At 33.9% G+C, this 20,943-nt stretch carries 24 protein-coding genes and 1 tRNA gene; 12 read left to right on the top strand and 13 right to left on the bottom strand.

Annotated features, from left to right (window positions below; genetic code table 11):
- Positions 1-5: 5 nt before the first annotated feature.
- Both ITJ86_RS04585 and ITJ86_RS04590 read left to right on the top strand, forming a co-directional pair.
- The gene (locus ITJ86_RS04585) at positions 6-2,768 is read left to right on the top strand and encodes a PD-(D/E)XK nuclease family protein (protein ID WP_195870430.1); all 2,763 of its coding nucleotides are present in this window, start codon (positions 6-8) and stop codon (positions 2,766-2,768) included.
- On the top strand, positions 2,765-3,604 hold the full coding sequence (locus ITJ86_RS04590) for an alpha/beta hydrolase family protein (RefSeq protein ID WP_195870431.1): 840 nt from the start codon (positions 2,765-2,767) through the stop codon (positions 3,602-3,604). The genes ITJ86_RS04585 and ITJ86_RS04590 overlap by 4 nt, the downstream gene beginning before the upstream one ends.
- Before the next feature lie 27 nt (positions 3,605-3,631).
- Here the strand turns inward: ITJ86_RS04590 and ITJ86_RS04595 are convergent.
- Positions 3,632-3,705: transfer RNA gene (locus ITJ86_RS04595), tRNA-Ala, on the bottom strand.
- A 63-nt stretch (positions 3,706-3,768) separates the two neighbouring features.
- Between ITJ86_RS04595 and ITJ86_RS04600 the strand changes: the two genes are divergently transcribed.
- Genes ITJ86_RS04600 through ITJ86_RS04610 form a run of 3 tightly spaced genes read left to right on the top strand, consistent with a single transcriptional unit; the run spans position 3,769 to position 5,804 of the window.
- Positions 3,769-4,269 (top strand): GNAT family N-acetyltransferase, encoded by a 501-nt coding sequence (locus ITJ86_RS04600; RefSeq protein WP_195870432.1) that lies wholly within the window; start codon positions 3,769-3,771, stop codon positions 4,267-4,269.
- On the top strand, positions 4,266-5,600 hold the full coding sequence (locus ITJ86_RS04605; RefSeq protein ID WP_195870433.1) for an MATE family efflux transporter: 1,335 nt from the start codon (positions 4,266-4,268) through the stop codon (positions 5,598-5,600). The genes ITJ86_RS04600 and ITJ86_RS04605 overlap by 4 nt, the downstream gene beginning before the upstream one ends.
- A 27-nt stretch (positions 5,601-5,627) precedes the next feature.
- On the top strand, positions 5,628-5,804 hold the full coding sequence (locus tag ITJ86_RS04610; RefSeq protein ID WP_195870434.1) for a hypothetical protein: 177 nt from the start codon (positions 5,628-5,630) through the stop codon (positions 5,802-5,804).
- A gap of 84 nt (positions 5,805-5,888) precedes the next feature.
- Here the strand turns inward: ITJ86_RS04610 and ITJ86_RS04615 are convergent, their stop codons facing one another.
- On the bottom strand, positions 5,889-6,275 hold the full coding sequence (locus ITJ86_RS04615) for a 2OG-Fe(II) oxygenase (RefSeq protein WP_195870435.1): 387 nt from the start codon (positions 6,273-6,275) through the stop codon (positions 5,889-5,891).
- A gap of 125 nt (positions 6,276-6,400) precedes the next feature.
- Between ITJ86_RS04615 and ITJ86_RS04620 the strand changes: the two genes are divergently transcribed.
- Both ITJ86_RS04620 and ITJ86_RS04625 read left to right on the top strand, forming a co-directional pair.
- On the top strand, positions 6,401-6,853 hold the full coding sequence (locus tag ITJ86_RS04620; RefSeq protein ID WP_195870436.1) for a 6-pyruvoyl trahydropterin synthase family protein: 453 nt from the start codon (positions 6,401-6,403) through the stop codon (positions 6,851-6,853).
- Positions 6,854-6,863: 10 nt separating this feature from the next.
- Positions 6,864-7,616 (top strand): UDP-2,3-diacylglucosamine diphosphatase, encoded by a 753-nt coding sequence (locus tag ITJ86_RS04625; protein ID WP_195870531.1) that lies wholly within the window; start codon positions 6,864-6,866, stop codon positions 7,614-7,616.
- On the opposite strand, the gene nrtS is transcribed toward ITJ86_RS04625, so the two are convergent.
- From nrtS to ITJ86_RS04650, 5 genes are all read right to left on the bottom strand, one after another.
- On the bottom strand, positions 7,613-7,837 hold the full coding sequence (gene nrtS, locus ITJ86_RS04630; RefSeq protein WP_195870437.1) for a nitrate/nitrite transporter NrtS: 225 nt from the start codon (positions 7,835-7,837) through the stop codon (positions 7,613-7,615). The genes ITJ86_RS04625 and nrtS overlap by 4 nt on opposite strands.
- Before the next feature lie 66 nt (positions 7,838-7,903).
- Positions 7,904-9,175, bottom strand: a complete 1,272-nt coding sequence (locus ITJ86_RS04635) for an MFS transporter (protein WP_195870438.1) — start codon at positions 9,173-9,175, stop codon at positions 7,904-7,906.
- Between the two features lie 190 nt (positions 9,176-9,365).
- Positions 9,366-10,469: an OmpA family protein gene (locus ITJ86_RS04640; RefSeq protein WP_195870439.1), complete on the bottom strand. Its 1,104-nt coding sequence runs from the start codon at positions 10,467-10,469 to the stop codon at positions 9,366-9,368.
- A 79-nt stretch (positions 10,470-10,548) separates the two neighbouring features.
- Positions 10,549-12,240, bottom strand: coding sequence for a single-stranded-DNA-specific exonuclease RecJ (gene recJ / locus ITJ86_RS04645; protein WP_195870440.1), 1,692 nt, complete (start codon positions 12,238-12,240; stop codon positions 10,549-10,551).
- Positions 12,241-12,327: 87 nt separating this feature from the next.
- Positions 12,328-12,750, bottom strand: a complete 423-nt coding sequence (locus tag ITJ86_RS04650; RefSeq protein ID WP_195870441.1) for an OsmC family protein — start codon at positions 12,748-12,750, stop codon at positions 12,328-12,330.
- A 62-nt stretch (positions 12,751-12,812) separates the two neighbouring features.
- Here ITJ86_RS04650 and ITJ86_RS04655 point away from each other — a divergent pair, with 62 nt between their 5' ends.
- Positions 12,813-13,415 carry a carboxymuconolactone decarboxylase family protein gene (locus ITJ86_RS04655; RefSeq protein WP_195870442.1) on the top strand — a complete coding sequence of 201 codons (603 nt, stop codon included), beginning with the start codon at positions 12,813-12,815 and terminating at the stop codon, positions 13,413-13,415.
- Between the two features lie 18 nt (positions 13,416-13,433).
- Positions 13,434-14,204: a toxin-antitoxin system YwqK family antitoxin gene (locus ITJ86_RS04660; RefSeq protein ID WP_195870443.1), complete on the top strand. Its 771-nt coding sequence runs from the start codon at positions 13,434-13,436 to the stop codon at positions 14,202-14,204.
- A gap of 27 nt (positions 14,205-14,231) precedes the next feature.
- Here the strand turns inward: ITJ86_RS04660 and ITJ86_RS04665 are convergent, their stop codons facing one another.
- Genes ITJ86_RS04665 through ITJ86_RS04690 form a run of 6 tightly spaced genes read right to left on the bottom strand, consistent with a single transcriptional unit; the run spans position 14,232 to position 18,451 of the window.
- A complete protein-coding gene (locus ITJ86_RS04665; RefSeq protein ID WP_195870444.1) occupies positions 14,232-14,801 on the bottom strand; it encodes a uracil-DNA glycosylase family protein in 570 nt (189 codons plus the stop codon).
- Positions 14,802-14,804: 3 nt separating this feature from the next.
- A complete protein-coding gene (locus tag ITJ86_RS04670; protein WP_262897285.1) occupies positions 14,805-16,220 on the bottom strand; it encodes a dihydrolipoyl dehydrogenase family protein in 1,416 nt (471 codons plus the stop codon).
- A gap of 35 nt (positions 16,221-16,255) precedes the next feature.
- Positions 16,256-16,600, bottom strand: coding sequence for a HopJ type III effector protein (locus ITJ86_RS04675; RefSeq protein WP_195870446.1), 345 nt, complete (start codon positions 16,598-16,600; stop codon positions 16,256-16,258).
- A gap of 4 nt (positions 16,601-16,604) precedes the next feature.
- Positions 16,605-17,279, bottom strand: a complete 675-nt coding sequence (rsmI, locus tag ITJ86_RS04680; RefSeq protein WP_195870447.1) for a 16S rRNA (cytidine(1402)-2'-O)-methyltransferase — start codon at positions 17,277-17,279, stop codon at positions 16,605-16,607.
- A gap of 42 nt (positions 17,280-17,321) precedes the next feature.
- A complete protein-coding gene (locus tag ITJ86_RS04685; RefSeq protein ID WP_195870448.1) occupies positions 17,322-17,678 on the bottom strand; it encodes a DoxX family protein in 357 nt (118 codons plus the stop codon).
- Positions 17,678-18,451: a hypothetical protein gene (locus ITJ86_RS04690; protein ID WP_195870449.1), complete on the bottom strand. Its 774-nt coding sequence runs from the start codon at positions 18,449-18,451 to the stop codon at positions 17,678-17,680. Before ITJ86_RS04690 ends, ITJ86_RS04685 begins: the two co-directional genes overlap by 1 nt.
- 188 nt (positions 18,452-18,639) lie before the next feature.
- On the opposite strand from ITJ86_RS04690, the gene ITJ86_RS04695 reads away from it, so the two are divergent.
- From ITJ86_RS04695 to mscL, 3 genes are all read left to right on the top strand, one after another.
- On the top strand, positions 18,640-19,287 hold the full coding sequence (locus ITJ86_RS04695) for a thymidine kinase (protein WP_195870450.1): 648 nt from the start codon (positions 18,640-18,642) through the stop codon (positions 19,285-19,287).
- Positions 19,280-20,386, top strand: coding sequence for an alanine racemase (gene alr / locus ITJ86_RS04700; protein WP_195870451.1), 1,107 nt, complete (start codon positions 19,280-19,282; stop codon positions 20,384-20,386). The genes ITJ86_RS04695 and alr overlap by 8 nt, the downstream gene beginning before the upstream one ends.
- Positions 20,387-20,464: 78 nt before the next feature.
- On the top strand, positions 20,465-20,866 hold the full coding sequence (gene mscL, locus ITJ86_RS04705) for a large conductance mechanosensitive channel protein MscL (RefSeq protein ID WP_195870452.1): 402 nt from the start codon (positions 20,465-20,467) through the stop codon (positions 20,864-20,866).
- The last annotated feature ends 77 nt before the right edge of the window (positions 20,867-20,943 follow it).

Here is a 20,943-nt window from a genome sequence, read left to right on the forward strand (position 1 = left end):
ATAGAATGATAAGTTTTATAAAATCGGTTCTCATAGATCTTCAAAAGAAAGACTTCAAATTAGAGGATCTTCATTTCATTCTACCGAGTAAGCGTGCAGGTGTTTTTCTTAAACACCACCTTTCTTCATTAATAGAACAACCTATTTTTACGCCTCAAATACTCAGTAGTGAAGAATTTGTTGAAGAACTTTCTGGTTTACAAAACCTACCTAATACAGATTTACTATTTAGGCTATACGAATCGTATTTGGTACTGACAGCTAAAGAGGAACAAGAGTCTTTTGATTCCTTTTCTAAGTGGGCTCAAATCTTATTACAAGACTTCAATGAGATTGATCGCTATCTCATACCTCAAGATCATATTTTCGATTACCTAAATGCTATAAAAGAGCTTAATCATTGGTCTTTGGAACCAAAGCAAACCGATCTTGTTAAAAACCATTTAAAGTTCTGGAAACAGCTTAAAAATTACTACACAACCTTTACAGGTAATCTACTTCAATCAAAGCAAGGGTATCAAGGCTTAATTTATAGAGAGTCGGTAGATAATTTAGAGTCTTATATAGAAAATGCTAATGGAAAAACGCATATATTTTTAGGTTTTAATGCCCTAAATACGGCTGAGTCTCAAATTATTCAAGGCTTATTAAAAAATGACTTAGCACATATTTATTGGGACATCGATAAGGCGTTTATTGATGATAACATACATGACGCAGGTTGGTTTACAAGACAACATAGAAAACAATGGAATTACTTTAAAACAGAACCCTTCAATTGGGTTTCTAACCATTATAGCGAACCAAAACATATTGAGGCTATCGGTATTCCTAAGTTGGTGGGCCAGGCCAAATATATTGGACAACTGCTAGACGAGTTAACAGAGAACGACACTAATTTGTCTAACATCGCAGTAGTTTTAGGTGAAGAACAGTTGCTGCTTCCCGTGTTAAATTCTATTCCTAAGCACATAACAAAACTCAATGTGACGATGGGTTTACCGTTACAATTTGTACCTTTGGCGTCATTTTTTGAACAGCTGTTTAATATTCATAAAAACAACCCTCAGCACTTTTATTACAAGGATGTCATTGGTGTATTGTCACATCCTTCGGTTTACCCTTTGTTTGAAACCGATGATGGTAATGTTTCAAACGATATTGTTACTCATATTCAAAAAAATAATACGGTTTATATCAATGTTAATGAGCTTAAGCAACGCACCAGTTCACATAAAGAACTTATAGAGTTACTTTTTAACTCATGGAATAATAATCCTAAAGTGGCTTTAAAACTATGTTCTGAGCTCATTTTAAGAATGAAGTCGAATTTTGATAGTAACAAGCAAGACCACAGTTTAGAATTAGAATATTTATACCGATTTAACACCTTATTTAATCAATTAGTGGAATTAAATACTAGTTATAAATACCTAAATTCAATAGTAGGATTGCAGTCTATTTATAAAGAATTACTGAGTTCTGAAACCTTGGATTTTAAGGGCGAACCATTAGAAGGACTTCAAATTATGGGTATGTTAGAATCGCGTGTCTTAGATTTTGAAACCGTTATTATAAGCTCGGTAAACGAAGGTATTTTGCCTTCAGGAAAAACAAACAATTCCTATATTCCATTCGATGTAAAAATTGAAAACAACTTACCAACCTTTAAAGAAAAGGATGCCGTCTATACTTATCACTTTTATAGACTTTTACAACGTGCTAAAAACGTTTACATATTGTACAATACTGAAATCGATGCTTTAAAAGGAGGTGAAAAAAGTCGGTTTTTAACTCAGTTGGAGGTTGAAGACATTCATAAAGTAAAAACAAGTATTGTTTCACCAGATGTTCCCATAATAGATCAAAATTTAACTGAAATAATTAAAACACGTTTGGTTATAGAAAAGGTAAAACAATTGTCTGCTAAAGGCTACTCACCTTCCTCTTTAACCAATTATATTAGAAATCCTATTGATTTTTATTACGAAAAAATACTTGGTATAAAAGAGTTTGAAGACGTTGAAGAAAACATTGCTGCCAATACATTAGGTTCAGTTATTCACAATTCTCTTGAAGATTTTTACAAGCCATTAGTTGGTCACTTTTTAACAATAGAACATTTAAAAGCCTTTAAAAGTGAGACTAAAGCTATGGTAACTAAACACTTTGAAGAGTTATATAATACAGGCGGTTTTTCAAGTGGAAAAAACCTTATCATTTTTGAAATTGCACAACGTTACATTACAAACTTTTTAAATTTAGAAATAGAAAGTCTTAAGGACGGTAATGACATAAAAATCCTTTCTATTGAAGCAGATGAAATAATAGACATCGCTATTGAAGGTTTAGATTTTCCTATTAAATTAAAAGGAAAAGTAGATAGAATCGATAGTTTTAATGGTGTTACACGCGTTGTCGATTACAAATCCGGAAAGGTGGATAAAGGCAAAGTAGAAATTGTTGACTGGGAAGAATTAACCACAGATTACGATAAGTACAGTAAATCATTTCAGGTGTTGTGTTATGCGTATATGATGCGACAAAATAAAAAGATTGAGTTACCCATTGAAGCAGGAATAATTTCATTTAAAAATTTAGGTGAAGGCTTTTTGAAATTTGGTAAAAAACCTTCATCTCATGCTAGAACTAGAGATCAATTAATTACGAATGAAACTTTAGATAATTTTGAAATAGAACTTAAAAAACTCATCGTAGAAATCTGTAATCCAAAAGTGAATTTCGTAGAAAAAGAATTAGACAAATGAAAATTGATAAGAATATAATTTTACAACGAAACGGTAAAAAACCGCTCTTAATTGATGCGTTTTATACAGAGTCTAATAAACATCAACCCATCGTAATTTTTTGTCATGGATACAAAGGGTTTAAAGATTGGGGAGCATGGCATCTAATGGCAGAAGCTTTTTCGGAATCCGGATTTTGTTTTATAAAATTCAATTTTTCGCATAATGGTGGCACTATGGATAACCCAATCGATTTTCCAGATTTGGAAGCTTTTGGGAATAATAACTTCACCAAAGAATTAGATGATTTAGACGATATCATTACCTGGACTGAAAACTATTTCAAGAACAATCCTAACATCAACACCAACGAAATTTCATTAATAGGTCATAGTCGAGGAGGTGGCATAACATTACTTAAAGCTGCGGAAGATACAAGAGTCACTAAACTTATAAGTTTAGCAAGTGTAAGCGATTTTGGTGTTAGATTTGGTTCTGATTCTGAAATAGAAGCATGGAAAAATAAAGGTGTTAAATACATTGTGAATGGTAGAACCAAACAGCAAATGCCACATTATTATCAGTTTTTTGAAGATTTTAAAGTCAATGAAAATAGACTTCATATTGAAACTGCAGCAAAACAATTACCTATGCCGCAGTTAATAATTCACGGATCAAATGATTCAGCTGTAGATATTAGTGAAGCCAAAAAATTACACCAGTGGAATCCCGATAGTCAGCTTAAAATTGTTGAAGGAGCAAATCACGTTTTTAATACTAGGCATCCTTGGGAAAAGAATGAACTTTCTGAGGAATTAAAGACGGTTATAAATCATAGTATTAATTTTTTAAAATAAAAAAGCGTGCTAAAAACACGCTTTCTGTGGAGAAGATGGGATTCGAACCCACGACCTCTTGACTGCCAGTCAAGCGCTCTAGCCAACTGAGCTACATCCCCAAAATTGTAATGTAAATATAGACTTATTATAAATGGGTTTATTGAAAAATTGAAACTTTGTAAATGATTCGCTTAGCAAAAGAAAAAGATATTCAAGCCATTTTAGAGATCACCAAAGCCTGTGCTATTTCTATGATTTCCCAAGGTATTTATCAATGGAACGAACAGTATCCTAATCTGCCTGCGTTTCAAAAGGATATTGAGCGTAACGAGTTATATGTTTTAGAAAAAGACGCTATTATTTGTGGTTGTGTGGTGGTTTCTACGCTTATGGATTCCGAATATAAACCTGTACAATGGTTGACAAAAAATGAAAATAACATGTATATTCATCGCTTGGCCATTCATCCTAATATGCAAGGCAAAGGTTATGCGCAACAGCTTATGGATTTTGCAGAGCAATTCGCCATAGAAAATAATTATACCTCTATTCGATTAGATACCTTTTCAAAGAACAAAAGAAACCAAAAGTTTTACGAACTTCGCGGTTATAAACGATTAGGCGATATTTACTTTCCGAACCAAAGTGAATTTCCTTTTTATTGTTACGAATTGGTACTGTGAGCACATCAATAACTTTAAAACAAATTAATAAATTGGCCATTCCAGCATTAATCGCTGGTGTGTCAGAGCCTATTTTGTCCTTAACTGATGCGGCAATTATCGGAAATATGGAACAGAATGCTACGACGTCTTTAGCGGCAGTTGGTATTGTAACCACTTTTATATCCATGTTAATTTGGGTTTTAGGCCAAACCCGAAGTGCTATTTCTTCAATTATTTCGCAATATTTAGGGGCTGGAAATATTGAGGCTGTTAAAAACCTACCTGCCCAAGCAATACTTGTGATCACCACACTGAGCCTTATTATAATCGCTGTAACCTATCCGTTAGCTTCACAAATTTTCAAACTTTATAATGCCGATGGAACCATCTTAAATTACAGTGTTGATTATTACAGAATCCGCGTGTTTGGCTTTCCGTTTACCTTATTCACAATAGCGGTATTCGGAACGTTTAGAGGACTTCAGAATACTTATTTCCCCATGCTAATTGCCATTTCTGGTGCTGCGGCAAATATTGTCTTAGACTTTATTTTTGTTTATGGTGTAGAAGGCCTTATTCCTGCAATGCATATAGAAGGAGCAGCCTATGCCAGTGTTTTGGCGCAATTAATTATGGCTTCGCTCTCTGCGTTTTATTTGCTCAAAAAAACCGATGTGCCATTGCTCGCTACATTACCATTTAATCCTGAGATGAAACGGTTTGCAGTCATGATACTCAATTTATTTATCCGAACTCTGGCCTTAAATATTGCACTATATTTTGGAACTAGCTTTGCTACAAAATATGGTGCTAACTACATTGCAGCTTACACTATTGCTATTAATTTATGGTTTCTCGGAGCCTTTCTTATTGATGGCTATGCGAGTGCAGGAAATATTTTATCAGGAAAATTATTTGGTGCTAAGGATTATAAAAACCTTATTGAATTAAGTAACAAACTGATAAAGTATGGAATTATTGCTGGTGGTATTATCGCTTTAATTGGTGCGGTTTTTTACTTTCCAATTGGACGCATCTTTAGTAATGATGAAGCCGTATTAACTGAATTTTACAATATCTTCTGGATTATTTTATCCATGCAACCACTTTGCGCATTAGCTTTTATTTTCGATGGTGTTTTTAAAGGTCTTGGTAAAATGAAATACCTCAGAAATGTACTATTGTTTTCTACGCTCGCTGTTTTTGTTCCTGTTGTATTTTGGACAGATCACTTAGACTATAAACTTTATGGCATTTTTATAGCGTTTACATTATGGATGGTTGCTCGTGGCTTACCTTTAATCATAAATTTCCGTAAAACGTTTAAAACCCTTGCTCAAAAGACGTAAATTTGGTTCATAAATGAATGGCAGTTAATGAACCTAATTATAACAATACTTCAAGACGTTAATATAGACGAAAAAATAAAAAATGCACCAGATAGTAGCTATGGCATTGGTGTTGTTATCGGCACACTTTTGCCTTTTGTAGTTTTAGTTGGGATTGCCTATGCGATTTATAAGTATAATAAAAACAAAATGAACGACAATTAAAATGGGAAATTATCTTTTTTTAATATTAGCGATAGGTATTATTGTAGTGTATTTCTACAACCGAAATAAAAGACGTTAAACCATCTATCGTGTTTTTAACCAACCTGTAATACTAAGTCTCGGTGTATTTACGGGTTTTACTTCGTGCTCTAATTCCTGACTTTTAAAAATGACAACTTTGCCAGGAAATGGATAAATGGCATAATGAAACTCCTTCTGATTGATGCCAAGGAAACAGGTGCGATTTAAATAATCCTTTAAATCCTTAATCTTATTAAAGAATAATTGTTCGGCTGATTTTTTGAAAGCATCTTCTTCATACTTTAAAAGCAGAGAATGCCGCAAGGCAATAACTTCATCTTCCGAAAAAAAATCATCAACAATACTATATTTTTGAGATGAAATGTCTGAAATAATACGCTCATAAAGCGAGTTTTCAATAAACGGAATGTTCTCAAAAAGACTACTCACTGTAGCTTTTGTAAAGATTTAATTCTTTCATAGGTGTTCAAGATTTTAAAAAAAGTGCGCAAATTTAATCTAAAAAGCCATTCCTTTTACATTTATAATATCTTTGCATTATAATTTACAATCATATGAGCAAAATTCGTATTACAAAACAGTTTTCTTTTGAAACAGGTCACGCACTTTATGGCTACGACGGTAAGTGTAAAAACGTACATGGTCATAGTTATAATTTATACGTTACTGTTATTGGAACACCAATAGCAGATACCACAAATGTGAAATACGGAATGGTCATTGATTTTGGTGATTTAAAGAAAATCGTGAAAGAAGAGATTGTGGATGTTTTTGATCATGCCACTGTTTTTAATAGGAATACACCTCACGTTGAACTCGCGAAAGAATTAGAAGACAGAGACCACAACGTTTTGTTAGTCGATTACCAACCAACAAGTGAAATGATGGTGATTGATTTTGCTAAAAAAATTAAACTACGATTACCAAATAATATAAAATTACATTCCTTAAGACTTTCGGAAACAGCGTCTTCTTTTGCAGAATGGTTTGCTAGTGATAATGACTAAAACGAACCGCATACAAATAGCCGAAGGAAAAAAAATCTACTTTTCATCAGATAATCATTTAGGTGCACCAACATCTGAAGATTCTCGACCTCGCGAAAAGAAATTCGTGGCCTGGTTAGATGAGGTAAAACACGATGCAGCTGCAATTTTTTTGTTAGGCGATTTGTTCGACTTTTGGTTTGAATATAAAACCGTTGTCCCAAAAGGATTCACAAGAACCTTAGGGAAATTAGCCGAAATTGCAGATTCTGGAATACCGATTTACTTCTTTGTTGGTAATCATGATTTATGGATGAAGGATTATTTTAAAACCGAATTGGGCATACCTGTTTACCACGAACCGAAAGAATTTATTTTTAACGACACCACGGTATTTATAGGTCATGGTGATGGTTTAGGACCTGGAGATAAAGGTTATAAACGCATGAAAAAAGTGTTTACGAGTCCATTTTTTCAATGGTTATTCAAATGGATGCATCCTGATATTGGAGTTAAAATCGGACAATATATGTCTGTAAAAAACAAAATGATTTCAGGCGATGATGATGCAAAATTTTTGGGGGAAGACAATGAGTGGTTAGTGGCATATTGCAAACGTAAACTCGAAGATAAACATCGCGATTATTTTGTATTTGGTCATAGACATTTGCCTTTAGAAATTGACTTAAATGAAACGTCTAAGTACATTAATTTAGGCGACTGGATTCAGTATTATACCTACGGAGTTTTTGACGGTGAAAATTTTGAACTGAAAACCTATTAATGTCGTCCTGTTTTTACTTTAACAGAAGCGTAAGTAGACACAGAATAAGGCACTACAAAGCATAGGCTAAGCTTTAACCAATTTACCTTATCAAAATTCAAATGATATAAAAGGTCTCCTTGATTGATAATATTTAAAATACAACCAACTACTATAGCGACTTTAATCGAAGAGATGACGATGTCTTTTTCTAAAGCTATTTTAAGCAGTTTTAGAATCATGCTAAATGAAATGTTTAAATATTTTGTAGGCAAAAGTAATAAAAATGATAAGGCTTAAAAGTGATTTTATACTCCATCTTTTTCGTGTGCTTCAATATCTTTAGTGAGATCTAGTTCACGTAATGATGTGTTTTTAAAATGCATTGTTGTCACCGTAATAAGTGTAACAGTTCCGCCAAGTATTACAGCCAATGGTGCTCCAAATAGTTTTGCAGCGACTCCACTTTCAAGCGCCCCAAGCTCATTAGAGGATCCAACAAACATAGAGTTTACAGCACCAACCCGTCCTCGCATGTCATCAGGTGTCTTAAGCTGAAGAATGGTTTGACGAATCACCATCGACACTCCATCAAAGACTCCAGATAAAAATAAAGCGATAATACTCAGCCATAGAAGTTGAGATGCTCCAAAAATTATCATACAGACTCCAAAGCCAAAAACAGAGACTAATAGCTTTTTTCCTGTGTTTTTTGTAATCGGAAGGTATGTTGTTGCTACCATAGTAATAATACTTCCCGAAGAAAGTGCAGCATTTAAATACCCAAAACCTCTTGGTCCAGCGTCTAATACATCTTTTGCAAATACGGCAAATATGGCAACTGCACCACCAAAGAGAACAGCAATCATATCTAATGTTAAGGCTCCTAAAACAACCTTATCGCTAAACACAAATTTTAGTCCAACTTTTAGACTGTTCATCACAGATTCATTTGTTTTTTTATTTAGAATAGGTTTCTTTTTTATTCCAAATACGAATATAAATGATAGCATCACTAATAAGAATATAATACCAAGCGTATGGTGAACACCAATCCATGCTATTAAAAATCCGCCACAAAGTGCACCAAATACACTGGCACCTTTCCATGTGCTACTGCTCCATGTAGCAGCATTTGGGTATATTTTTTTAGGAACAATGAGTGCGATAAGAGAAAATATTGTAGGACCAAAAAAAGCTCTTAATACACCGCCAAAAAACACCAAACCATAAATACTGTATAATATGTAGTTAGCCTCCCAAGTGTTTTCGATAATTTCTGAAGTTAGCCAATACAACCCAAAACTAATTAATGAGAATAAGGCAATACATAGTGTAAATAGGTTTCGTTTTTCTTTTTGGTCAACAATATGACCAGCAAATGGCGCGAATAAAAAAGCAGGTAAAAATTCACAAAGCCCAATAATTCCTAAACTAAGCTCATCATTAGTTAAAGAATACACCTGCCACTCTATAACAATAAATTGCATAGACCATCCAAAGATTAATGCAAAACGCACCATCAAAAAAATGTTGAATTCTTTGATTCTTAATGCTGCATATGGATCGTTTTTTGCCAATGTAGTTCGGGTTTACAAGACCTGTCAGGTTTTTTGATATCTGACAGGTCTGTCAATTGATTGGGTACAAAAGTAAAATATGATTAGGTCATATTTCAGTTTTTGGTTCATTTCTAAAATAAGCCTGTTTTTTTAGGATTTATACCTGTCAGGTTTTTGAAACCTTACAGGATAATAAGCTAGTAGATATTTAATTTTCAATCAACTTAAAAGCAACACGTCTATTTAATTGTTGTCCTTCTTCACTGTCGTTATCTGCAATTGGTTGTGTACTTCCAAAACCAAAGGATGTAATGCGTGTAACATCTAATCCTTTTGTAATTAAATAATTTGAAACTGCTTTGGCACGTTGTTCTGATAAGTCTTGATTTCTAGTTTCTAAGCCAATGGCATCGGTATGACCATAGATTTCAATATTTAATGTAAGGTTAGCTTCTAAATGTTTGTAAAGTTGATTGAGTTCTTCTTTTGAAACCTCTAACAAGTCCGCTTTATCAAAATCGAATAATACATTTTTGAAAGTGTGAATCTCGTTGGTTTTAATGGTTGGTTCTTCAATTGTTTTGATAGTTTCTATAACGACTTCTTTTTCTAAAGGTTCTATGGATACGTCGTCTATGTAGTAGTATGAAAAGAAGTATGGACTATTAGAAACGACCTGTTGTTTTTTAGTTTTTGGGTTTCTATAAAAATTCCCGATTGAAAAATAATTTTCATAACCTTCTGCTGTAAATTCAAAGGAATATTCCGTCCATATTTCCTTATTAGAAAAATAAACTTCCTCAGTATTGGAATATAGCTTAAACTTCTTTTTTGTGACTTTTGAAGGCTTAATCACTTTTTCGCAGCTGTTAGAATCATAACAAGGCTTTAGTTTTTCTTCAGTAATTAATACTTCAATATCCTTTAAAGCATAAGACGATTTATCTGCTAAACTCAAATAAAAAGTCATTTTGTATTTCTTTCCTTCTACTAATGTTTTAGAGAGTTCTCCTTGCACATATTCTCTATAGTTTTTATCCGTATAAAAGTACATACCTGCATATGATGAACCAGTTTTTGGGTTTTGAATTCCATTGTAATTGTTTGCACCCATGTCTTCACTACATGTGTCAAAAAAATCCGTGGAACCATGATTCGGAATAGACCAATCTAAAACTCCATTATTGAATCCTCCTAAATTAACAATACATTTATATGTTGAGTGATCTTCAAAACTTGGATTTAAAACTAAATTCTGACTCGTTGAAATAAAACTATAAAAAATGAATAAGAATAAGATTGGTGGTTTCATATAGTATCAACGATAACTTAATCAATTATATTTTATACCTACAAGGTTTTGGAAACCTTGCAGGATTAGATAACATAAATTATGCTTTAATATCCTTCAATTTTAACTGTAGACTGACGTTGCCATTCCAATGGTTTTCATCAATAGCATAAGCCGCACTAAATGGTCTTTTGCTTTTGATAATATCTATTTTATCGCCTAAGCCAAAACCAATACAGACAATTTTATCATTGAAGGATTGAGTTACAGTTAACCGAATATGCTTATCATCTTCACCCACACATTTTCCCCAACCGGTATCTTTTAGATTTTGCGACATAAAGGTTGGTGACATATTCCCAGGGCCAAATGGTGCAAATTGTTTTAAGATACGCATGAGTTTATCATTGATTTCACCGAGTTCTATTTCTAAATCTATTTTAAGCTCTGGTGTTAATAGTTTTGGGTCAATAGTTTCCTTAACTACGCTTTCAAACTTGGCTTTAAAGGCATCATAGTTTTCTGGTAATAACGTTAAACCTGCAGCATATTTATGACCTCCAAATTGTTCAATGTGTTCTGAACAAGCTTCTAATGCATTATACACGTCGAATCCTTTTATAGAACGTGCCGATGCGGCTAATTTATCTCCACTTTTGGTAAACACTAACGTGGGTCTGTAGTAGGTTTCTATTAAACGTGACGCCACAATACCAATCACTCCTTTATGCCATGATTTGTCATAAACAACTGTGGTAAACCCCTCTTGCTCGTTATGAGCTTCAATTTGAACTAATGCCTCTTGTGTAATGCGTTTATCGGTTTCGCGACGATCTGTATTAAACTCGTCAATATCTACGGCGTATTTGGCTGCGAGATTGAAATCGGTTTCCGTTAAAAGCGTTACGGCGTGATTACCGTGTTTCATGCGTCCTGCGGCATTAATTCGTGGTGCGATAATAAAAACGACATCTGTTATGGTAAGTATGTCCTTTTTAACCTCAGCGATAATCGCTTTCATGCCTGGTCTTGGGTTGGTATTTATAATGTTTAAACCCATATATGCCAAAGCCCTATTTTCATCTACAATGGGTACAATATCTGCACCAATGGCAGTCGCTACCAAATCGAGATATTCGGTTAAATCTTCAACGGTTTGTCCTTGGCGTGAAGCTAAAGCTGTAATGAGTTTAAACCCTACACCACAGCCACAGAGTTCTTTAAAAGGGTAATCGCAATCGTCGCGCTTAGGATCTAAAACAGCTACCGCATCTGGAATTTCCGTTCCTGGTCTATGGTGGTCGCAAATTATAAAATCAACCCCTTTTTCTTTAGCATAAGCCACTTTATCTATGGCTTTTATACCACAATCTAATGCAATTATTAAGGAAATATCATTGTCGTGCGCAAAATCAATGCCTTTGTAAGACACGCCATAACCTTCATCATAACGATCTGGAATGTAAGTCGCCACAGATTCAGTTCGTGTTCTTAAATACGAAGACATTAAAGCGACAGAGGTTGTACCATCCACATCATAATCGCCATACACCATAATATTTTCACCTTGTTCAATCGCTGTTTCGATTCTAGCAACTGCTTTATCCATATCTTTCATGAGGTATGGATCATGAAGGTCTTTAAAACTAGGTCTAAAAAATGTTTTAGCAGCATCGTAAGTATCGATGCCGCGTTGCAATAATAATGTGGCAACAATATCGTCTACTTGAAGAGCTTCTTTCATTAATGCCACTTGAGTGGCTTTTGGTTTTGGTTTAAGTGTCCAACGCATAATGAATGTCTTCTCGAGCGCAGTCGAGAGGTTGCTTTAATGTGAATTTTGAGGTCTCAACTGCGCTGGACCTGACATAATTATTTCTTACTTATTATGAAAATAGATATTAGTTTCAACAGTAGCAAAACGACGAAACATTTCCATGACTCCACAGTATTTATCTACGGATAAATTTACAGCACGTTCGCATTTCTTTTCGTTTAAGTCTGAGCCATAGAAATGGTAATCTACAACTACAGTGTGGTAATATTTAGGATGCTCATCCGTTAGTTCGCCCGTAACGTCCATTTTAAAATCATCGATTTCTACTTTCATTTTATCTAAAGTAGAAATAACATCTAGACCAGAACAGCCAGCTAAAGAAGATAACATCATAGCCTTTGGTGACAGCCCGTTTCTATGGTCAGTACCTTCAATATTAGTATCCATTATTACGGTTTTTCCGCTTGGGTTATCAGATTCAAAGGTTAAACCTTCTTTCCAATGGGTTGTGATTTTATTTTTCATTTTTTAAGTTTAAAAGTTATGTACTATCTTGTTCATTCAAAAATACTACTAAAAAAATAACTATGGCATTAGTAACACCTTTGTCTGCAGAACACAATTTAGAAACTAAGAAATTAGCAGAATTTTTTAATGAAACCCTTGGATTTTGTCCAAATTCGGTTCTCACCATGCAACGTAGACCAGCAATTAGTAAAGCGTTTATTAATTTAAATAAAGCCGTTATGGCCAATGAAGGCAGAGTCACCTCAGCTTTAAAACGTATGATTGCTTGGGTGAGTAGTAATGCTACAGGTTGTCGCTATTGTCAGGCGCACGCCATTAGAGCCGCAGAGCGTTACGGCGCAGAACAAGAACAGTTAGATAATATTTGGGAATACCGAACACATCCCGCTTTTTCTGAAGCAGAACGTGCTGCTTTAGATTTTAGTTTGGCAGCTTCACAAGTACCAAATGCTGTGAATGCAGACATTAAAAAACGACTATATGAATATTGGGATGAAGGTGAAATTGTGGAAATGTTAGGTGTGATATCTTTGTTTGGTTATTTAAACCGCTGGAATGATTCTATGGGAACCGATATGGAAGACGGTGCTGTTGAAAGTGGTAATCAATATCTTGGAAAACATGGTTTTGAAGTTGGTAAGCATGATGGATCGCAATATTAATTCAACTATATTTTTACAATGAAATTATTAAAACTCAGCTTTCTAATCTTTGTCTTTTTAATAGTATTAGGATGTAAATCTTCAGAAGAAGATAAGCGTGATGATGCTTTCACTTTTATCGAAAGAAACGCGTATACTATTAATAGCTATAACGGATTGGCGTACTATAAATTAAACAAAACTCAAAAGTTTATGGATGGCTATTATGTCGTTGGAAATAAAATGTCTAAATGGGAAGAGTTTGAGTTTAAAGATGGTTTATTACATGGCGATTATATTGTTTTTCATCCTAATGGCGAGGTATCTTCTCACGGACAATACTCAAATGGAAAAAAGCATGGGGATGAGTTAATGTACTATCAAGATGGTGTATTAAATTCTAAACAAACATTTAAAAACGATGTATTAGTGGGCAGTAAGTACTCCTATTTCCAAAATGGAAAAGTTCGTTCTGAATCTATAATTGAAGATGGAAAAGCTATAGAAACTCAAAATTTTGATTTATTAGGTAATATAGTATCTCAACAATTTATAAGAGATAGTAGAACGATTACCCAGCAAATTGTAGAAGGAAAGATTTATTCTGAAATGGTATCGTCTAATTATGATAGTTATGAGACCGTAAAGTTTTATAATGAAGATGGAAGCACTAAAATATACCTACAAAAAGAAGAAGAAAACGGAACGTTTTATATCCTAGAACTCGATGAAAATGGAGATGAAATTGTGCGTGTTGACGTTAAGGCTAATTCGGATGCTGCAATGAAATATTTTCAGTATTTTAATTAAGATTGATATAGGATTTGCGAAAGATTTTTACAAAATCTCTTCAACTTTTTTCCTTAGCTCTGGCACCACCAATTCCTCAAACCAAGGATTCTTACTTCTCCAAAACCGATTGGTTGGCGAAGGATGCGGAATGGGGAAATACATAGGTAAATAATCTTTATAATCTCCAACCGTTTCGGTTAACGTTCGTTTGGCGCTGTCTTTTAAATAGTATTTTTGGGCATAAGCGCCAATTAAAATAATCAACTTTACATTAGGCATTTTTTCTAATAATTGCTCATGCCATTGTGGTGCACATTCTGGTCGTGGTGGTAAATCTCCTGTTTTTGCTTTTCCTGGATAACAGAATCCCATGGGTATTATCGCAAAATTTTCAGTGTTGTAGAATTGCTCGTCGGTGACATTGAGCCACTGTCTTAAGCGTTTTCCACTTTGGTCGTCCCAAGGTATTCCAGAATCATGAACTTTTGTTCCTGGAGCTTGTCCTATGATTACAATTTTAGATTTTATGTTTGCAGTGACAACTGGCCTTGGTCCTAAAGGCAAATGTGCTTTGCAAATTGTACATTGGCTAATATGGTGTAATAAGTCTTCCATAATTTAATCCTCATCCTTCAACATGCTCTTTAAATCATTGGTGTAAGATGGATATGTAAATATCTGCTTTTTAAATTCGTTAGTGGTCAAGCCTTCATTGATTGCCATCGCAAATATATTAATAGTTTCATTGGCTTGTGAGCTCAATAAATGTGCTCCAACAATCTTATCAGTACGTTCGTTAACTATTATTTTATACGCATAAGCTTCGGCATTTTCTTTTTTGGCGTTATACCAATCTGAAGTATCTCCTTTGTAGACCTGTACATTTTTGTATCTGCTTTTCGCTTCTTCTTCAGAATAACCAACACTTGCTAATTGTGGTTGCGTGAATACAACGGAAGGTACTAATGGATTTTCGAATTCTTTCTTATTTCCATTCACAATATTATGACCTGCAATATAACCTTGTATACCTGAAAGTGGTGTCAAAGGCAAAGATTTGCTAGACACATCTCCACAAGCATACACATTTTCATTACTAGTACTTTGCATAAAATCATTGACTAAAACACCTGTTTCGTCAGCTTTTATGTTCGCGTTTTCTATATCTAACTTTTCAATTGCTGGCACACGACCTGCCGTATTGAAAATTTTTCGCGCTTTTATCGATTTTGTTTTTCCATCTTTTTCGTACGTCAGCTTCAAGTTTTTCTTCAACTTTTCTATCTCAATCGGCTTCGTGTTAAACATGAAATTCACTCCATTCTTTTCTAAAACTTTGGTTAATTTTTTAACTAAAAACGAATCAAATTGGTTGAGTGCTTTATCAGAAACTTCAACCATAGTTACTTTACACCCCATTGTAGAAAGCATATAACAGAATTCCATACCAACATATCCCGAACCAATAAATATCGCTGATTTCGGAATTTTTTTCAATTTCAAAATAGCATCACTTGTTTTTAATAGTTCAGCACCTTCAAACTCTAAAGTTCTAGGGATATAACCTGTAGCAATTATAAATTTATCTGCCGTCACCGTTTTTCCTTCTACAAGTATTTCGTTTTTACTTATAAATTGTGGTGATTGATGATATAAGTCAATACCTAAATCATTTAGATTTTTTTCGGTATCTAAGGGTATCGATTTAGTGAATGATTTTTTAAATTTCTGAACAGCTTTCCATTTAATTTTAGGTGGTTGTTTAATCCCTAAACCTTCAAGTTGTTTGGCATTTTGCATTAAGTCTGCAAATTGAATCAATACTTTTTTAGGGTCGCAACCTCTGGTGGCACAAGTGCCTCCAAATTCGCGTTTATCAGAAATTGCGACTGTTAATCCTGCTTGCTTACAGGTTTTTGCTGCCGTCTGACCTGCAATTCCGCTTCCAATAACAAATACGTCGTAATGTTTAGTTCCCATAATTTTAGTTTGAATTAGAAAATTATGGAAATTAAATGATACTGACTGATGCAGTGGCTATAAAGGTTAACTCAATTACGAAACGTTTATTATCTTTTCTGTAATGGGAAGGTTTCAAAATGTAAACCTTCGAAACCTGTTTTTATAAAATTCCGGATGTTTTGATGGCCCGTTCCATTAGGATTTATTAAAACATCTTCAAAATAATAGGTGCCAAAACATGCTAAGGTCTCCGCTTTGGTAAAATCTTGATCTACAGCAAAAGCTAACAATTTACAGGATCCTAAATTTTGGTCTTCAGCATTTTCTAAAAGTCCATTCGTAAATGTCGTTGGTGTAAATAAATAATTACTATCTATTACTGCTATGGTTTCAGAAAAATCAATCTGCTTTGGGCTCGATTTTAGTTTGGCTAAAAATTCGTCTAGAGTCATTATTCTATTTATGTTTTCCTTCTACCACAATGACAATTTCTCCTTTGGGTGGTTTGTTGGTGTAGTGCTCTAAAACTTCTTTGGCTGTGCCTCTAATGGTTTCTTCGTAGAGTTTGGTGATTTCTCGTGAAACAGAAACTAATCTGTCCTCACCAAAATATTCACAGAAATGACCAAGTGTTTTTATAAGTTTATGTGGGCTTTCATAGAAAATGATGGTTCTGGTTTCTTCGGCTAAGAGTAATAATCGGGTTTGTCGTCCTTTTTTTACAGGTAAAAAGCCTTCAAACACAAATTTATCATTGGGTAATCCACTATTAACTAAAGCAGGGACAAATGCTGTTGCTCCGGGTAAACAATCCACTTCAATATTATTCTCTACGCAAGCTCTTACCAATAAAAATCCTGGGTCTGAAATCGCTGGAGTACCCGCATCACTAATGACTGCAATGGTTAATCCAGATTTTAATTTTTCAATTAAACCATCAACCGTTTTATGCTCGTTGTGCATATGGTGGCTTTGCATTTGTGTGGTAATTTCAAAATGCTTTAATAATTTTCCTGACGTTCTAGTGTCTTCAGCCAAAATTAAATCGGCTTCTTTTAAAACGTCGACAGCTCTAAAAGTGATATCTTTTAAATTGCCAATTGGTGTTGGTACTAAGTAGAGTTTACCCATAGTTATTTCTCAAAAAAAGTGAGAATATTTTAAAATTATTATCTAGTCTCTTAAATATTTACCTAAAAAATAGGACGGAAAAAGAACTAATAAGCCGTAGAATGAAAAGCCGAAAATACCATGGCCAGCATAATGGTGAGCTGCGGTTGCTAAAACTAAATCAAAGAAAAAACCAGCATAAGCCCATTCTGTTAACCATTTGCTTTTTCGCCATAAAATAATGGCAATACCAAGAAGTTTTAAAATAGCGAGCGGTAGTACTAAATAGCTAGGGTAATTAAGGTTTTCAAAATAGTCTTTTACCATTTCGGTATTTAACAAATACATTTGTGCCGAATACAGAAAAATCAGACATAACACAACGGTACAAAACCAATAAATAATTTGTTTGACTTTCATTAATTAAATTTTCCTTCGATTAATTGAAGAAAGCGTTCTTCATATTCTTCTTTTCCTACCCAATTGTTATAATCTGGTTTTACCATTTCTAAAATTAATGTTTTAGCTTCAGGTAAAGATCCTGTGGTGTTAATTTGAGAAATAACACGATCATAATCTTCATTTTCGCCTTCAAACAAATGTTTAATAAAAGCCAATTTATCGTTTAATCCTATTTTTAGATTTTGACCCTTTAATTTGTCATTTAGAGATTTATTAGCAATTTCTACCTCACGTTTTTGTGCAACTTCAATAGGTTCGAATTCGGGTATTTCATTAAAGCCAGAAGTAATGTCTTCAAATTCAATAGACGATTGTTTTAATTCGGTTTCTTTTGGTAAGATTTTTTCTGAGGTAAGTGTTTCCTCTATTACCCGTTTTTCTTCAACTTCGTCATCAGGCATATGTGATACTAAATCTTTAATTTTAGACATTACCGGTTCCATGATGCCATCATCTTCAGTTTCATCTAAATCAATGTAAGTTTTATCTTCAATCTCTATGTTGTCACTATATTTGTTATTGAAGGCCGTGTCTAACATGTCAAAAAATGATGAGTCATGACCGATTTTAGGAATTCTGTCTTCAAAATTTTCTTGTGCAAATTTTAAAACAGTTAGTTTTTCATAGAGTACAGCGACTTCTTCATGAAGTTTATTAATATCTTCTCTACCTGTCAGTTTCAGAATCCTATGCGCAATACTAACTAATTCTGATTCTAATTTCTTTTTCATAATTCTAAGTGTTTTATATTGAAGTGTTTTAAAGTGCTTCAAGATTTTAAAATCAATTTTTAATGCTAATTAAAAAGGAATAAAATTTCTTTATCTTCTTTTCGTAAGTTTTACTTTTGATTTTTAATAAATTTGCGTGACCTTTATAAAAACGGAGACTAACTCCGATTTAGTGCTAAAATTACAAAATGTTTCTCGAAAATACAGTAAATCAGAAAGAACAATTTGGGTGGATTGAAGTCATTTGTGGATCCATGTTCTCAGGCAAGACTGAAGAATTAATCCGACGACTAAAACGTGCGCAATTTGCAAAACAAAAGGTAGAAATTTTTAAACCTGCTGTAGATGTGCGCTACGATGAAGATATGGTTGTTTCTCACGATGCTAATGAAATTCGTTCAACGCCTGTACCTGCTGCGGCTAATATTCCAATTTTAGCAGATGGTTGTGATGTGGTTGGTATTGATGAAGCTCAATTTTTTGATGATGAAATTGTACGTGTTTGTAATGATTTGGCCAATAAGGGCATTCGTGTTATTGTTGCTGGTTTAGATATGGATTTTAAAGGTAATCCCTTTGGGCCAATGCCATATCTTATGGCCACAGCAGAGTACGTTACTAAAGTACATGCTGTTTGTACAAAAACCGGAAATTTAGCCCAATACAGTTATAGAAAAGCATTGAGTGATGATTTGGTTTTATTAGGAGAAGTTGACGAATATGAACCCTTGAGTAGAGCAGCGTATTTTAAAAGTATGCAAAGAGATAAAGTTAGACAATTGAACGTGAATGATGCGGAAGAAATAAATTCTAAAGATGAAAATCCGAATGTCTAAAGCTAAAGAAACTGTTCTCGAAATTGATTTTAATGCTTTGACGCATAATTTCAATTATTTAAAATCGAAATTACAACCGCAAACAAAATTTTTGGCTGTAGTTAAAGCTTTTGCTTATGGTAGTGATGCAGTAGAAATTGCGAAACACCTTCAGAAAATAGGCATCGATTATTTTGCTGTAGCTTATGTGCGTGAAGGTGTGGCGTTAAGAGACGCTGGGATAACAACGCCAATTTTAGTGCTACATCCGCAGTCTATAAATTTTAAAACTCTTATAGAGCGCTGTTTAGAGCCTAGTTTATATAGTGCTCACGTCTTAGATGAATTCATAAAAACGGCTGAAGACCTATCTCAAAAGAACTACCCAGTTCATATAAAATTTAATACAGGTTTAAATCGATTAGGTTTTGATCAAAAAGATAGAGAGACTATGGTTTCTAAATTAGGATCAACAACAGCAGTAAAAGTAAAATCTATATTCTCTCATTTAGCAGCTAGTGAAGATCTCAATGAAAACGATTTTACTGAACAACAGATTGAAACTTTTAAATCTATAGCTGAAACTTTTAAAACACAATCAGGAACAGCGCCTTGGTTGCATTTATGTAATACTTCTGGGATTCTTAATTATCCTGAAGCGCATTTTAATATGGTGCGAAGCGGAATTGGTTTATATGGGTTTGGAAATTCTGAAGAAGAAGATAAAAACTTTAAACCTATCGCAAGTTTAAAATCGGTTGTTTCTCAGATACATGAGATTGACAAAGGAAAATCTGTTGGTTATAACAGAGCTCACATCTCTGACCGTAATGAAAGGGTCGCAACAATACCCATAGGACATGCAGATGGTTTAAGTCGGGTTTATGGCAATAAAAAAGGCTTTGTTTTTATCAATGGTGAAAAAGCCTACATCATTGGAAATGTTTGTATGGATATGATTATGGTTGATGTTACAGATATCAATTGTAAAGAAGGGGATGAGGTAATCATCTTTGATAAGGTACATACAGCCAGTGAAATTGCGGAATCAGCAGGTTCAATTTCTTATGAAATTCTAACCGCATTATCTAAGCGAATAAAGCGTAACTTTTTACCTTAAAAAAAATATTTTAACATCTTGTGACTTTTTTAGTAACTTGGTGTCTAATTTAATAACCTAACTAAAAAACACTAGATTATGTTAAAAGAATTCAAAGAATTTGCAATGAAGGGTAACCTTATAGACATTGCTGTTGGTTTTGTAATGGGTGCTGCTTTTAAAGAAGTAGTTACTGCATTTACTGGAGGTATCGTATCTCCGTTAATTGGTATGATTTTCGATTCAGACTTTAAAGCATTGAGATACCAATTAAAAGAGGGAACTCTAAATGATGCTGGTGAAACGGTAGGAGCAGTTTTCTTAGAATACGGTACATTCTTAACTAACGTTATTGACTTCATTATTGTAGCATTTGTAATGTTCCTTGTAGTAAAAGGAGTTAATAATATGAAAAAGAAAGAAGAGCCTGCGCCTGCAGAACCTGCTGGGCCATCTGAGCTTGATATCTTAAAAGAAATTAGAGATTCTTTAAAAAAATAAAACACGTATAGCGTCATCGCTACACTATTATTTTAACTCAACCCAGACTGATAAAGTCTGGGTTTCTTTTTTAATTA

It is taken from the genome of Winogradskyella marina (assembly GCF_015645385.1).
Classification (GTDB): domain Bacteria; phylum Bacteroidota; class Bacteroidia; order Flavobacteriales; family Flavobacteriaceae; genus Winogradskyella; species Winogradskyella marina.

Coding starts and splice junctions, on each gene's coding strand:
- ITJ86_RS04585 (WP_195870430.1), top strand. CDS start 6: ATGATAAGTTTTATAAAATCGGTTCTCATAGATCTTCAAAAGAAAGAC.
- ITJ86_RS04590 (WP_195870431.1), top strand. CDS start 2,765: ATGAAAATTGATAAGAATATAATTTTACAACGAAACGGTAAAAAACCG.
- ITJ86_RS04600 (WP_195870432.1), top strand. CDS start 3,769: ATGATTCGCTTAGCAAAAGAAAAAGATATTCAAGCCATTTTAGAGATC.
- ITJ86_RS04610 (WP_195870434.1), top strand. CDS start 5,628: ATGAACCTAATTATAACAATACTTCAAGACGTTAATATAGACGAAAAA.
- ITJ86_RS04620 (WP_195870436.1), top strand. CDS start 6,401: ATGAGCAAAATTCGTATTACAAAACAGTTTTCTTTTGAAACAGGTCAC.
- nrtS (WP_195870437.1), bottom strand. CDS start 7,837: ATGATTCTAAAACTGCTTAAAATAGCTTTAGAAAAAGACATCGTCATC.
- ITJ86_RS04640 (WP_195870439.1), bottom strand. CDS start 10,469: ATGAAACCACCAATCTTATTCTTATTCATTTTTTATAGTTTTATTTCA.
- recJ (WP_195870440.1), bottom strand. CDS start 12,240: ATGCGTTGGACACTTAAACCAAAACCAAAAGCCACTCAAGTGGCATTA.
- ITJ86_RS04650 (WP_195870441.1), bottom strand. CDS start 12,750: ATGAAAAATAAAATCACAACCCATTGGAAAGAAGGTTTAACCTTTGAA.
- ITJ86_RS04655 (WP_195870442.1), top strand. CDS start 12,813: ATGGCATTAGTAACACCTTTGTCTGCAGAACACAATTTAGAAACTAAG.
- ITJ86_RS04660 (WP_195870443.1), top strand. CDS start 13,434: ATGAAATTATTAAAACTCAGCTTTCTAATCTTTGTCTTTTTAATAGTA.
- ITJ86_RS04665 (WP_195870444.1), bottom strand. CDS start 14,801: ATGGAAGACTTATTACACCATATTAGCCAATGTACAATTTGCAAAGCA.
- ITJ86_RS04675 (WP_195870446.1), bottom strand. CDS start 16,600: ATGACTCTAGACGAATTTTTAGCCAAACTAAAATCGAGCCCAAAGCAG.
- rsmI (WP_195870447.1), bottom strand. CDS start 17,279: ATGGGTAAACTCTACTTAGTACCAACACCAATTGGCAATTTAAAAGAT.
- ITJ86_RS04685 (WP_195870448.1), bottom strand. CDS start 17,678: ATGAAAGTCAAACAAATTATTTATTGGTTTTGTACCGTTGTGTTATGT.
- ITJ86_RS04690 (WP_195870449.1), bottom strand. CDS start 18,451: ATGAAAAAGAAATTAGAATCAGAATTAGTTAGTATTGCGCATAGGATT.
- ITJ86_RS04695 (WP_195870450.1), top strand. CDS start 18,640: ATGTTTCTCGAAAATACAGTAAATCAGAAAGAACAATTTGGGTGGATT.
- alr (WP_195870451.1), top strand. CDS start 19,280: ATGTCTAAAGCTAAAGAAACTGTTCTCGAAATTGATTTTAATGCTTTG.
- mscL (WP_195870452.1), top strand. CDS start 20,465: ATGTTAAAAGAATTCAAAGAATTTGCAATGAAGGGTAACCTTATAGAC.